Source organism: Streptomyces sp. NRRL WC-3618 (assembly GCF_001280005.1).
Classification (GTDB): Bacteria; Actinomycetota; Actinomycetes; order Streptomycetales; family Streptomycetaceae; genus Streptomyces.
This window is the reverse complement of sequence record NZ_LGDW01000491.1, coordinates 19,643-32,560: the sequence shown is the minus strand read 5'-3', so window position 1 is coordinate 32,560 and position 12,918 is coordinate 19,643. Positions and strand designations below refer to the sequence as shown.

The 12,918-nt window shown below is 70.3% G+C and carries 11 protein-coding genes; 4 read left to right on the top strand and 7 right to left on the bottom strand.

Going from position 1 to position 12,918, the window contains the following annotated elements:
• The first annotated feature begins 137 nt into the window (after nt 1–137).
• Nucleotides 138–983 (top strand): isocitrate lyase/PEP mutase family protein, encoded by an 846-nt coding sequence (locus ADL01_RS39760; RefSeq protein ID WP_199835133.1) that lies wholly within the window; start codon nt 138–140, stop codon nt 981–983.
• Here ADL01_RS39760 and ADL01_RS39755 read toward each other — a convergent pair.
• Both ADL01_RS39755 and ADL01_RS39750 read right to left on the bottom strand, forming a co-directional pair.
• Nucleotides 955–1,764 carry an alpha/beta fold hydrolase gene (locus ADL01_RS39755; protein WP_053746962.1) on the bottom strand — a complete coding sequence of 270 codons (810 nt, stop codon included), beginning with the start codon at nt 1,762–1,764 and terminating at the stop codon, nt 955–957. The genes ADL01_RS39760 and ADL01_RS39755 overlap by 29 nt on opposite strands.
• A 147-nt stretch (nt 1,765–1,911) precedes the next feature.
• Nucleotides 1,912–3,231: a jacalin-like lectin gene (locus tag ADL01_RS39750; RefSeq protein WP_053746961.1), complete on the bottom strand. Its 1,320-nt coding sequence runs from the start codon at nt 3,229–3,231 to the stop codon at nt 1,912–1,914.
• A 219-nt stretch (nt 3,232–3,450) separates the two neighbouring features.
• On the opposite strand from ADL01_RS39750, the gene ADL01_RS39745 reads away from it, so the two are divergent.
• The 3 genes from ADL01_RS39745 to ADL01_RS47075 all read left to right on the top strand — a co-directional run bounded on the left by ADL01_RS39745 (nt 3,451) and on the right by ADL01_RS47075 (nt 6,454).
• Nucleotides 3,451–5,154, top strand: coding sequence for a PHP domain-containing protein (locus tag ADL01_RS39745; protein WP_053746960.1), 1,704 nt, complete (start codon nt 3,451–3,453; stop codon nt 5,152–5,154).
• On the top strand, nt 5,151–5,663 hold the full coding sequence (locus tag ADL01_RS39740) for a hypothetical protein (RefSeq protein WP_053746966.1): 513 nt from the start codon (nt 5,151–5,153) through the stop codon (nt 5,661–5,663). The genes ADL01_RS39745 and ADL01_RS39740 overlap by 4 nt, the downstream gene beginning before the upstream one ends.
• Before the next feature lie 341 nt (nt 5,664–6,004).
• A complete protein-coding gene (locus tag ADL01_RS47075; protein WP_078961052.1) occupies nt 6,005–6,454 on the top strand; it encodes a UTRA domain-containing protein in 450 nt (149 codons plus the stop codon).
• Here the strand turns inward: ADL01_RS47075 and ADL01_RS39730 are convergent, their stop codons facing one another.
• From ADL01_RS39730 to ADL01_RS39710, 5 genes are all read right to left on the bottom strand, one after another.
• Nucleotides 6,455–6,988: a hypothetical protein gene (locus ADL01_RS39730; RefSeq protein WP_053746959.1), complete on the bottom strand. Its 534-nt coding sequence runs from the start codon at nt 6,986–6,988 to the stop codon at nt 6,455–6,457. It lies immediately after the preceding gene.
• Between the two features lie 326 nt (nt 6,989–7,314).
• On the bottom strand, nt 7,315–8,115 hold the full coding sequence (locus tag ADL01_RS39725) for an ABC transporter permease (RefSeq protein ID WP_053746958.1): 801 nt from the start codon (nt 8,113–8,115) through the stop codon (nt 7,315–7,317).
• Between the two features lie 5 nt (nt 8,116–8,120).
• Nucleotides 8,121–8,924, bottom strand: coding sequence for an ABC transporter permease (locus ADL01_RS39720; protein ID WP_053746957.1), 804 nt, complete (start codon nt 8,922–8,924; stop codon nt 8,121–8,123).
• 1 nt (nt 8,925) lies between these two features.
• A complete protein-coding gene (locus tag ADL01_RS39715) occupies nt 8,926–9,939 on the bottom strand; it encodes an ABC transporter ATP-binding protein (protein WP_053746956.1) in 1,014 nt (337 codons plus the stop codon).
• A gap of 40 nt (nt 9,940–9,979) precedes the next feature.
• Entirely contained in the window at nt 9,980–12,877 is a 2,898-nt protein-coding gene (locus ADL01_RS39710) for a glycoside hydrolase family 2 TIM barrel-domain containing protein (RefSeq protein WP_053746955.1), read from the bottom strand.
• Nucleotides 12,878–12,918 lie beyond the last annotated feature (41 nt).

Below are 12,918 nucleotides of genomic sequence, written 5' to 3'. Positions count from 1 at the left end.
GGGCTGGCGGGGCTGGCCGGGATGGCCGGGATGGCGAGGAGGGCGGGGATGGCCGGGCTGGCAAGGACGGCCGGGACGGTTCGGCGGTCGCCGAACGGACCCGCCCCTACCGTGGCCGCATGACCACGCCCACGCCCATGTCCGCCTTCGCCGCCCTCCATCACCGCGACGAGCCCCTCCTCCTCCCCAACGCCTGGGACCACGCCTCGGCCGTGCTCCTCGCCGCCCAGAGATTCGCGGCGATCGGCACCACGAGTCTCGGCGTCGCCGCGGCCGTCGGACTGCCCGACGGAACGGCGGCCACCGGCGACCACACCCTCCAGCTCGCCCTGAACCTCGGCTCGGAGGACTTCCTGCTGTCCGTCGACGCGGAAGGCGGATTCAGTGAAGACCCCACCCAGGTAGGGGAGTTCGCACGGCAACTGGCTGCCGTCGGCGCCGTCGGTATCAACCTCGAGGACGGCCTCGGACCGGCCGCCCGCCACGCCGAGAAGATCGCCGCCGTCAAGGCCGCCGCCCCGGGCCTCTTCGTCAACGCCCGGACGGACACGTACTGGCTCGGCGACCGCCGCTCCCCCACCCTGGCCCGGGACACCATGAGCCGCCTCGACGCCTATCAACAGGCGGGCGCGGACGGAGTGTTCGTCCCCGGGCTGACCGACCCGGGCGGGATCGCCGCGTTGGTGAAGCGCGTCGACGTGCCGCTCAACATCCTCTACTCGCCCACCGGACCGACGGTCGCCCAACTCGGTGACCTGGGCGTACGCCGAGTCAGCCTCGGTTCGCTGCTTTATCGGCGGGCACTGGGCGCGGCCGTGGACGCGCTCACGGACATCAGGGCGGGGCGGGCGCCCCAGGGTGCGGCACCCTCGTACGACGACGTGGTGGCCCTCGGCAGGCGGCGCCCTCAGTGCCACCGGCTCGACCCGGCCCACGGCAATGCACCGACTCGTGTCACCCCGCCGGAAGCAACGTCTCCTTGAGCCGCGCCGCGAACTCCGCCGGGTGCGTCTGCGCCGCGAGATGCCCTCCCGGGAACTGGCGGGCGACGTTGCCCGTCCGGCGGGCGAGGAACGAGGCGGTGCGGTGCAGGAGTTGGCCGGCCGAGTCGACGCCCACGGCGACGGTGAGTCGGGGAGAGGGAGCGGAAAGGGCGGCGAGGTCGGGGGAGTGGGAGGTGAACGGGACCACGACGCGGGTGAGCATGATGGCCATGGGGGTCGCCAACTCGTCGGCGGGAGACGGTGGTTGCGGCTCGGAGTCCGACACCTTGTCCAGTTCCTGCTGGGTGAGGGGCCGTTCCTCGATGCCCGCCGTCATATGGGCAGCGGCCGCCTCGATGCCCTGGGCGCGGTAGGTGTCGCGCACCTGCGTGAACATCGCCCGCTGGCGCTCGGCGTCCGGCAGGACCGCGACGGCCGGGGGTTCGTGAGCGACCACGTGCCGCAGCCGGTCCGGGTGCCGGGTCGCGAGGTCGAGGGCGGCCACGGCGCCCGCGCTGGTGCCGAACACGTACGCGGACTCGCTCTCGGGGAGTACCGCGTCGAGTACCCGGGCCGCGCCCTCGCTCCACCACTCGACGCGCTGTTCCTCGACGGGCTCGCCGAGTCGGCCGTGGGCGAGGCCGAGAGGGTCGTACGTCACGACGGTGAAGCGTTCGGAAAGGAGGGCGGTCGCCTTCTCGAGGCCCATGGGGTGTCCGGCGCCGCCGGGGATGATGAGGAGGACGGGGCCTGAGCCGTGCACGTCGTAGTGATCACTCATTTTCCCGAAGCTACCGGCTGGAACGGCCCGGAGTGCACTGATTTTCCAGGATGTGCGCGCGGCCGGGGACGGGGGGCGGACCCACGAAGTGGTGCCCGCCCCCGCAACAGCCCTACCGCTCAACGGAGTTGGCTGCCTCAGACGACCTCAGGCGATCGGTGCGTACACCACGCCCAGCTGGTCGATCTCGTCGGCCGAACGGCCCGTGAAGCCCACGATCTGCCAGCCCGACGGCGCGGTGAACGTCGCAGCGTCCGTCGTAGTCGTGCCGGAGGCCAGCGTGCGGGACCGGTCCGTCGTGAACGCCGCGGAGAAAATCCTTGTACGGCCGTCCCTCTGACCCTGCGTCAGCTTCACCGAGGTGAGGTGTTCGCCGGACGCCAGGGTGAGGGAGGTGGCGGTGCCGCCCGTGCCGCCGTGGGTCAGGGTCGTGCCGCCGTCGTGCGTCAGGGAGACCCCGTCCAGACGGGAGCCGCCGCGCAGGGTGAGCGTGCGGGGCGAGGGCGTCGCCGACAGGTCGTCGGAGTCGTTGAACGCCGTGCCGTGCGGGCCGCCCACGACGTCGCTCGCGCGCAGGTTCGAGGGCAGCGTCCAGGAGAAGTCGACCGTGTGCGGGAAGTGGTCGGAGAGGTTGCCGCCCGCCGAGTCCAGGAAGGACGCCCACTCGTTGTTGTAGCGGGTCGCGGAGAGGTTCACGAGCTTGCTGCCGCGGTAGAGGACCTTGTCGACGACCTCGCAGGTGTTCGTCGGCGCGCTCGTCGGGCACATGAGCGGTTCGGCGCCCTGCGTCGGCTGCACACCGCCCTTCGCCAGCTGGACCCAGGCGTCCGTGAGGCCGTTGTCCGACACGAGCGTGCGGATGTTGTCGGGCGTGCGCGTGTACCGCGTGTTCGTGTCACTGGCGACGATCACCGCGTTGCCCGCGGAGTTGGCCTGGATGAACGCGGACAGCTGCGAGATGTTGGCCCGACGGGCGGCGTACGCGTCCTCGGAGTCGTCAGCGTTGGGGTGGGCGTTGTACACGTCCACGTAGACACCCTCGGCGATCCGCATCCGGGCCAGTGAGAAGCCCTTCGGGGTGAGGCAGTTGGTGCCGGTGCACTTGTTCCACTTCACCCGCTCGATGTCCTGGAACGGGAAGTTCGAGAGGGTGTTGAGGCCGTCCCCGAAGGGCACTCCGCCACTCGTCGCCGTGCGGTACGGGTGGTTGTCGTTCGCGTACAGCGCCGCGTGGTAGTTGAAGTCCTCCTGCACGTTGACGATGTCGTACGCGCCCAGACGCGGGGAGATCAGCGGGGTGTTCACCTTGGGCTTGCCCGAGCTCAGGAAGTCCGGGAGGCCCGCGACGTTGTACGTGAGGAGGTTGAAGCTGCCCGACGTGGCGGCGACCGCCGGAGTCGAACCGGTCGTGGCGAGCCCGGTCAGTGCCAGGGCGCCGGCCACGAGGGTGCCGATGAGTCTTCTCATGGTGGGGATGTCTCCAGGGGGGTAGGTGAACACTGCTCAGGTTCACGGCCAACAGTGTGCTGTACAAGGGCTGTTGGGGGAACAGTGAGTGGAGTGGAGATCCGTCGCCTCAGGGCCGTCCGGAGATCATCCGCTGGTTGAACAAGGTTCATGTTTCGCACGGATTCTCCTCAGGCGGCGCACTACTACGGGCGTCGCGTGACGCAGGAAGGCACAGCCATGGGGCACGGGCACGGGCACTCGCACGGACACGGAGATCACCACCATCACGGTCATGAGGGCGGCGCAGGTACGGAGTTGCCGGCGGCCTTCGACACGTCCGTGCCCGACGAGGCCCTGAGCCCCGAGCAGGCGTCGCGCCGCTCGCTGCTGCGCAGGGCGGGTCTGCTCGGCGCGGGCCTCGCCGCCACGAGCGTCGTCGCTCCGGCCGCCGCACCCGCGTACGCGGCCACAGGCCGCCGCCACACGAAGGGCTTCCTGTGGCTCTCCGGTGACCACCACATCCACACGCAGTACAGCAACGACGGCAAGTACCGCGTCGTCGACCAGGTCCGCCAGGGCGCCCGGCACGGCCTGGACTGGATGGTCATCACCGACCACGGCAACGTGACCCACTCGAAGATCGGTGTCGAGAAGGTCAACCCGGACATCAGGGCGGCCCGGGCGGCCTACGAGGACACCCTCGTCTTCCAGGGCCTGGAGTGGAACATCCCGGCCGCCGAGCACGGCACGGTCTTCGTGCACCCCGGCAGGAACGAGGTCTCCGTCCTCAAGCAGTTCGAGACCGACTACGACGGCGGTGTGAAGGGCGCCACCGACTCGACGCCCGCCAACGAGGCGCTGGCCATCGCCGGCCTCAACTTCCTCGCGGACCAGGTGAAGCGGCGCAAGGTCCAGGACATCCTGATGCTCGCCAACCACCCGGCACGCAAGGGCATCGACTCACCGCACGAGATCCGCGCCTGGCGCGACGCCACCCCGGGGCGCCGGATCGCCGTCGGTATGGAGGGCGCCCCCGGACACCAGGCCGGCGGGATGCCCGCGAACATCGGCATGGGCCGGGCCCGCGGCCTGTACGACAACAGCCCGGGTGCGAACTCCTTCGCGGGCTACCCGCTGGAGAGCTACCGCACGTGGGGCGGCTTCGACTGGATGACGGCCACCGTCGGCGGCCTGTGGGACAGCCTGCTCGCCGAGGGCAGGCCCTGGTGGATCACCGCCAACTCCGACTCGCACAACGTCTACACGGACACCGCGGTCCGCGGCCCGAACAGTGACTACGAGGCCAACGGCAAGCAGGACGACCCGGTCTACGGCGGGAAGATCGACCTCACCGAGGGCGACTACTGGCCCGGCCAGTACAGCCGCACCCACGTCGGCGCCGACGGCTTCTCCTACGCCGCCGTCATGGACGGCATCCGGGCCGGCCGGGTCTGGGTGGACCACGGCCAGCTGCTCAGCGGTCTCGACGTGCGGGTCTCGGGCGGCGGCCGATGGAGCACGCTCGGCGGCGCGCTGCACGTGAAGAGGGGCACGAAGGTCACCCTCACTGTGGACGTGACGTCGGCCGGCGGCCCCAACTGGGCTGGCTTCGTCCCGACGTTGGCCCGCGTGGACGTCATCCAGGGCGATGTCACCGGCCCGGTCGCGGACCGGGACACCTTCACGGCGCCCACGGCCAAGGTCGTCAAGTCGTACGACGTGAACCGGTCCACCGGCACGGTCCGGCTGACGTTCGACCTCGGGCGCGTCGACCGTCCGGTGTACCTCCGGCTGCGCGGCAGCGACGGCAACCGGTCCGCCGTCGGCGCGATGGGCGCGGCGGTCGACCCGGCGGGCCCGGCCATCGACGTGATCGGCGACGCGGACCCGTGGCGCGACCTGTGGTTCTACTCGAACCCGGTGTGGGTGCTGCCTTCGTGACGCTGTACGCCTTCTGGTCCGACACCCCGGTGTCGGACCTGCGCGCGGCCGATCATCTGCTCCTGCGTCTGGCAGCCGAACTCGCCCTCCCCGAGGGCACGTTCGGCTGCACCCACCTCGTGCGCGGTGACCGGCCCCGGGTGGCCCTGTCGTTCACGCTGCCGTCGGAGCCGCTCCTGCGCACCGCCGAGGAGCGGCTCACGGCGCGGGGTCACGAGGTGACACCCGGGGTGCCCGACGAGGTGGGCCGGGCGGTGCTCTACCCGGGCGCCGACGCGCTCACCGGCACGGTGACGGTGGGGGAGCTGCTGGCCCGCAGCGCGATCGACCGGGTGACGGTGCTGGGCAGCGCGGGCCAACCGCCCGCGACACAACGGGTGATGACGCGTGATCACGTGCGTCCACAGTGGCAGAACGGCGAACTGGTCCTCACCGCCATGCCCGCTGTCGGGGGCACCCTGGTCCCGTTCGAGGTACCCGACCCGACACCGTGCTGCGCGGACCACTGACCCGAGGGTGTCGGCTGGAACTGTGGTGAGGGCTCCAGCCGACATCCGCTGCCCCGTGTCCCCCCAACTGAGCGGACGATGTCCATATCGATACGGCGGCCGCGGGGCCTGTGTCGGCGGCGCGGATCCGGGGCTCCGGCATCTGGTGGCCTGTACGGCCCGGGGCAATTGCGTTCACCGACCCCAAACCGCTGAAGGTGATGCCGCACCGCTCACCAGTGTCCGGCCGACGTACACCAGGGCGGGGCGATCAGGGCTTTCTCCTCATGGGTGGGGCCATTTGGGGCAGTTGGCCTCTACTCCGCGAGGGGTCCGGGGGGAGCTGGACGATCCGGGGCCGGGTGTCCTTCCGCTCCGTCGAGCGCTCGTGCGCGGTCAGCAACCCCTGTACGCACTCCGAGCAGGTGTACAACGGTTTCGCTCGCGTCGCCCGCGATCTCGCCGAAGCGGGTCACCTGGACCCGGCGAAGGGAGCAGCGGACGCAGGTCCCCATCTCGTACTCGTACGCCGCGATCAGGTGGCCGACCCGATCCACGAACCGTGGCCGGGCGGGACGAGGGCACAGATGGCCTCCCTCGGCATCCGCATCACGAGGATCACCGAGTCCTTCGCGGCGGGCATGCCGAACGAGCACGAGGCCCAGACACTCCGGATCGGTACGGGAGTCCCCGTGCTGCGCCACACCCGGCGCCACATCGCCGACACCGGGCGGATCGTGGAGGTGGCCCACCCGATCGTGAGGCGGGGCGACACCACCGTGGTCGACTTCGTTATCGACTTGGAGGACTGATCAGCTCTGGTGACCCTCGTCCTCGAGGGCGGTCCGTGCGGCCACGGCGAAACCGTCCAGCGGACGTTCGAACCTCCCCTTGTGGTGTAGGGGGTGGCCGCGAATGGCCCCGCGTGCCAGTTCGTTTCTGTACTTCCTGACCTCGTCCGCGAACTCGCCCGCCGCCTGAACCACGGAGTCCGGCCCCGCGATGGCGACGCTTGATCGGCGCTTGCGGATGTTGGCCTGAAGCGCCTCGAACTGAGTCAGGAAATCTTCCTGCTCCCCATACATGGAGTCGATCAGCTCCTGGCCAGCCGCGATGAAGTCCGCGTACGCCTGTGAGCGGGGGCCGCGTCTCTCCTGGAGACTCTCGAAACGCCGCCGGCGAGCCGCCTCCGATTCTTGGGACTGGAGCTGAAGGCGTGCCGTCCGGAGGCTCAACCAGCTCGTCCCGACGCCCGTCAGCCCGGCCAGACCTCCACCGATGGCCGTTCCCAGGACGGCCGCAACTCCTGCATCCACGCTGTGATTCTCACCGGACTTGGCGATCACCGCAGGGAAATGCACAGAGCGCCCCTCCCGGACCCGGGGGAGGGGCGCTCTGTGCGTCCGGCATGTTGGACAGCCGGGTCGCGGGGTGGATCAGGATCTCCCTAGTCAGGCCTCGGTACACCGACTGCTTCCGAGGCACCGAGTAGTCCTTCCACGCCTTCCGCAGCTCAGCGGCGCCGGCGTCAGCGAGGGCTTGACTCGGTACTCGGGCGACTTCCCTGCGGGCGTCCGCCATACGGACATTGAGCTGTCGATGGCGTCCTGGATGTCCCGGGCTGGACGGGTCGCCGTCCAGCAACTTGTCCGCCAACTCCTTCTGAACCGGGTCACCCGTTCACCCCCGTGTAGTGCCCGAGGCTCCACCGCCACAGCAGCCGCGCCCCCAGGAACGCCGCCAACCCCAGCAACGGAGAGGCCGCCGCCAGCCAGTACGGGACGCCGGTGTCATGGCCGTGGCCGGTCAAGACCGCCGCCGGGAAGTACGCGACGAACGCGAGCGGCAGTCCGAAGGTGAGGAAGCCGCTCACCGCCCTCGGCAGCACGTTCAGGGGATAGCTGCCGAACGTGCCGAGCAGCTCCTCCAGCCAGCGGCCCCAGTAGTCGGCGGCCGGGAAGCGCAGCGAGGCGCAGGCCACCACCGTGAACAGGGCCGCCTCCAGGAGCATCCCGCCGAGGACACAGACCACGAGGTACGTGATCCGGCCCGCCGTCCAGTCCAGGTCGCTGCGTGAGAGCGCGCCCGCCATCAGGCCCACGGCCACCGTCAGGTCGCCGATGGCGTTGGTGGGGAAGACGGACAGCTGGACCTGCCGGAACACCGGCATCGGGCGGACCAGATAGGTGTCGATCATCCCCTCCTGGATGATCCGGCCGATGCCGTGCAGCCGCCCGAGGAACAGTACGAAGATGCCGTGCGCCAGCATCCGGGTCGCCGGGATCAGCAGCACCTCCGAGCTGTCCCAGCCGCCCATGCCGGTGAACCGGGTCAGCAGCACCGTCGCGAACACGATCACCGACACCTGCCAGACGGCGCCGATCGCGATCATCAGCAGGAACTCGGAGCGGTACTCCAGCTGGGCGCGGAAGTTGAGACGCGTGATGCGCCACGCGATACGTACGGCGTTCACGGGCCTCAGCCTCCCTGGGAGACGACACGAAGGGCGGCCCGCCGCCACAGGAACCGGGTGAACACGGCCAGTACGAGGATCCAGCCGGCCTGCACGGCGAGCTGGAAGGCGGCGTCCGAGAGCGGGACGCGGCCCACGTACAGCGACAGCGGCACGCTCAGCGTGGCTTGGAAGGGCAGGAAGGAGCTGAGGGTGATGAACCAGTCCGGGAAGAACCACAGGGGTGCGTACACCCCGGACAGCAGGTTCTGCGCGAAGATCAGGATGAGCATCGCGGCGCCGTTGCGCAGCGTCCAGAAACACAGCTGGTCGATGACGAGCATGACGTAGTAGAGAACCGACTGGCCGAGCAGCAGACTGAGCGCGAACACCCCGGCCACGGCGGCCGATCCGGGCGGCTGGACCAGCCCGGCGGCCAGGCAGAGAGCGAACCCGGCCAGCGCCCACGCGAACCCGTACACCTGCTCGCCGAGCGCCCGCAGCGCGTAGTAGCGCTGCGGTGGCAGCGGGCGCAGGTACCAGTAGACGATCGTGCCGAAGTGCATGTGCTGGAGCACGGTGTCGCGGCCCGCGTACTGGTCCAACTCCCGCAGCCGGGAGGCGAGTACGGCCATGACGGCGTACGTCACCGCCTGCTCGCGGTCAAGGCCGGCCGTCGTACCGGTCTGCTGGTAGAGGCCGTTCCACAGGGACGCCACCAGGACCACCTGGACGGTCAGCCGGATCAGGGCCGCGGTCATCCGGGGCGGGGCGTACAGCTCACCGAGGGGGGTGACCCTGGCTGCCCGCCAGGCATGCAGGACGGCCATGTCAGCCGCCCCCGCGTGACTCGGGTATCTCGGCGTGGACGTACGCGGCCCGCATCACGTCCTCCAGGTCCGCCTCGTCGAGGGCGATGTCCGTCACCTCGTACCGCTCGATGACCCGCTTGAGCGCCTGGTGGACCGTCGGGGCGGCCGTACCCTCGGGTCCGAAGACCACCTGCGGGCCTTCGCGGCGCAGCAGGGCTATGCCGGGGAGTGCCGCGACCTCGGCGTGCGGGTCCGCGAGGGTGGCCCGGATCTGCCAGGTCGAGCCGAACCTCTTCTTGATCTCGTCCAGCGTGCCGTCCAGCACGAGCCGGCCGTGGTTGACGAGTACGACCCGCTCGGCGAGCCGCTCGACCTCAGTCATGTCGTGGGTGGTCAGCAGCACCGTCCGGCCGCGCTCTTCGACCTGGTGGCGCAGGAACTCCCGCACCTGCTCCTTGACCACCACGTCCATCCCGATGGTGGGCTCGTCGAGGAACACCACCGGCGGGTCGTGCAGCAGTGCCGCCGCCAGGTCGCAGCGCACCCGCTGGCCCAGCGACAGATGCCGTACGCGGGTGTCCCAGAACGTGGACAGTGCCAGCAGGTCGTCGAACTCCTGGAGGCGCAGGGCGTGTTCGGGCCCGGGTATCTCGTAGATGTCCCGCAGGATCGAGAACGACTCGCGCACCGGCAGGTCCCACCAGAGCTGGGTGCGCTGGCCGAACACCGCCCCGATGTTGCGGGCGTTGCGTTCGCGCTCCAGGTACGGCACCACGCCGGCGACGCGTGCCTCGCCTGATGTGGGGGTGAGGATGCCGGTGAGTATCTTGATGGTCGTCGACTTGCCGGCGCCGTTCGGACCGAGCAGGGCGAGGAGTTCACCCGGTGCGACATCGAAGGTGATGTCGCAGACGGCGTCCTTCGCGATCCGCTCCGGCTGGACGAGGGAGCGCAGCGCCCCGGTGAAACCGGGACGCCGCACTGTGGTGTGGAAGGTCCGGGACAGGCCACGGACCTCGATACTGCCGCTCACTGACCCTCCGGGTGGAGCGAGTTGACGGAATTGCAGTCGATCACTCGATGGCGGAGAACACAAACGAGAATTCCGCCGACGCCACCCGCAGCAGGTACTGCGGAAGCGCGCCCGGCCCGCAGGACTGTGAGCCGATGCCCTGCTGTCCGTGGTCGAGGTTGACCCAGACGACGTCTCCGGGCGTCAGGTCGGTCAGGTGGTCGGCCGCGTCGAGCTGTTCGCTCGTCCAGCGGCGGGCCGTGAACCAGAACTCCGGGTCGCCGTCGACGCGCAGTCCGCCGATCTCCGCCCAGCGGACGTCGGCACGCGCGCCGTTCTCCTGGGGGCGGAGATAAGGGGTCTGGAGGTCGTCCACCGTGGACTCCCAACGGGCCACCATGGAGGCCGACTTGGTGTCCGGGTACCCTTCGCCGGGCCCGCCGCCGAACCAGGCGACCCGGTCCGCCTCCGACAGCCCCAGCCGGATACCGAGCCTCGGCAGCGGCACCTTCCACTCGCCCTCCGGGACGACGGACACGGTCAGCTTCAGCCGGTCACCGTCGGACGTCCAGCGGTACACCGTGTTCAGGCCCACCTCGGCCGCGGCGGGCGCCACCCGGGTCCGTACCGTCAGCGCGTCCTCGCCCAACTCGACGGAACCCAGGCGGTGTTGCATCCGGTGCAGGCCCAGCTCGCGCCAGAGCATGCCGTAGCGCTCGTCGGGCTGCCAGGCAGCGCCGTCGTCGTTGTCGGTGGGCGCCCGCCACACGTCGAGCCGCAGCCCCTGGACCTCGCGGCCGCCGATCGACTTCAGGGCACCCGTGCGGGCCTCGAAGACACCGGGGCCGAGGGTGATGACTCCGTCCGCCGGAACAGGCGCGGCCGAGGCGGTGAGCGTCGGCCGCGGGCGTGCGGACGCCGGGACCTGGCCCCAGGCCACCTGGTGTCCCTTCGCGCCCCAGGCCGACTCGTCCGCGAGCAGCGCCCGTACCGTCCAGCCGGACTCGGCGCCGCCCTGTGCGTCGACGGGCGGCGCGGGCAGCTTCACGTCCGCGGACTCGCCGGGGGCCAGGGTCGCCGGCACCGACAGGGTGCCGCTCTCGACCGACGTGCCGTCGACGTCGTACGACCACTCGAAGGTGAGCGCGGACAGGTCGGCGAAGTCGTAGGCGTTCGTCACGCGCACGGTGCCGTCCGTGCCGTCGCCGTCGATGCGGACCGGCTCGATGACCTTCTTGAACTCGACGAGCCCCGGTGACGGCGTCCGGTCGGGGAAGACCAGCCCGTCGCAGACGAAGTTGCCGTCGTGGAGTTCCTCGCCGAAGTCGCCGCCGTACGCGTACCCGAACCGCTCGTCCTTGATGCCGTGGTCGATCCACTCCCAGATGAAGCCGCCCTGGACGCGGTCGTGGGCCTCGAAGATCCGCTGGTAGTCGGCGATGCCGCCGGGGCCGTTGCCCATGGCGTGTCCGTACTCGCAGAGGATGAACGGCAGCCCGCGGCGCTTGGGGGTGCCGCCGTCCAGGCCCCGGCCGATGAGCTCGGTCTCCGTGTGGTCGGCGTACATGCGGGAGTACAGGTCCGTGTCGCGGCACTCCCAGTCGCCCTCGTAGTGCACGAGCCGTGAGCTGTCGCGGCCGTGGATCCACTCGGCCATCGCGGTCAGTCCGCGCCCGGTGCCGGCCTCGTTGCCCAGCGACCAGATGACGACCGACGGGTGGTTCTTGTCCCGCTCGACCATCCGGGACGCGCGGTCCAGGAGGGCCGGGGTCCAGCGGTCGTCGTCGACGGGGTTGCCGCGCCAGTTCTGCTCGGTGAAGCCGTGGGTCTCCAGGTCGCACTCGTCGATGACCCACAGGCCGTACTCGTCGCACAGGTCGAGGAAGGCCGGGTGGGGCGGGTAGTGCGAGGTGCGGACGGCGTTGACGTTGTGCCGCTTCATCAGCAGCACGTCGGCCCGCATGGTCTCCAGGTCGAGCGCGCGCCCCTTCTCGGGGTGCCACTCGTGCCGGTTGACGCCCTTGAACAGGACCGCCTTCCCGTTGACCTTGATGAGCCCGTCCGCCACCTCCACGGTCCGGAAGCCGATGCGCAACGGCACCCGCTCACCCGCCGTGACCAGCACACCGTCGTACAGGCGGGGCGTCTCAGCGGTCCACGGCTCGACCGCGACCGTCACCGACTCACCGGTCCTGACATCGATGTCCAACTCGGGGACGGTGATTCGCCCGTCGACGTCGGACTCGACACGGAGGGTGCCCTCACCGGTCGTGTGGTCGTAACTGGCGTGCGTGAAGAAGTCGAGGACGCTGCCCGCCGGGCGGTGCAGCAGCGTCACGTCGCGGAAGATGCCCGGCAGCCACCACTGGTCCTGGTCCTCCAGGTACGAGCCCGCCGACCACTGGTGGACGCGGACGGCGAGGACGTTGCCGCTGGGCTTGAGGAGATGGCCGACCGCGAACTCGTGCGGCAGCCGCGAGCCCTTGAACTCGCCGATGTCCGTGCCGTTCAGCCACACCCGGGCACACGACTCGACCCCGTCGAAGCGCAGCACCGCCCCGCCGTCCGACAGGTCGGGCCAGTCGGAGGGCAGGTCGAAGACGCGCAGGTGGTCGCCGGTCGGGTTCTCGGTGGGCACGTGGGGCGGGTCCACCGGGAACGGGTAGCGGACGTTGGTGTAGATCGGAGTGCCGAAAGCCCCGTCACCCTGGAGGACCCAGTGGCCGGGGACCGTCACCTCGGCCCAGTCCCCGGCGTCGAAGCCCGGCTCGGCGAACGAGTCGTCGGCTCCGTCGGCGGTCGGCGACAGCCGGAAACTCCAGCTGCCGTTGAGGGACAGCGAACCGGCGTCCGAGGACGCGTACCAGGCGCGGGGCGGAAGGGCCCCGCTGCCGGGCGAGACGTCCTCGACGTAGTCGGTGGCCGTCGCGGTGGACGCTGCCGTGGTGCGGTAGGACATCGGTCTCCTAGTTCAGCCCGTGGTTCAGTCCGATAGGCGGC

Bases quoted from the DNA above. Each gene is read 5' to 3' on its own strand.
- ADL01_RS39720 (WP_053746957.1), bottom strand. From the start codon at position 8,924: ATGGCCGTCCTGCATGCCTGGCGGGCAGCCAGGGTCACCCCCCTCGGT.
- ADL01_RS39755 (WP_053746962.1), bottom strand. From the start codon at position 1,764: ATGAGTGATCACTACGACGTGCACGGCTCAGGCCCCGTCCTCCTCATC.
- ADL01_RS39745 (WP_053746960.1), top strand. From the start codon at position 3,451: ATGGGGCACGGGCACGGGCACTCGCACGGACACGGAGATCACCACCAT.
- ADL01_RS39710 (WP_053746955.1), bottom strand. From the start codon at position 12,877: ATGTCCTACCGCACCACGGCAGCGTCCACCGCGACGGCCACCGACTAC.
- ADL01_RS39760 (WP_199835133.1), top strand. From the start codon at position 138: ATGTCCGCCTTCGCCGCCCTCCATCACCGCGACGAGCCCCTCCTCCTC.
- ADL01_RS39750 (WP_053746961.1), bottom strand. From the start codon at position 3,231: ATGAGAAGACTCATCGGCACCCTCGTGGCCGGCGCCCTGGCACTGACC.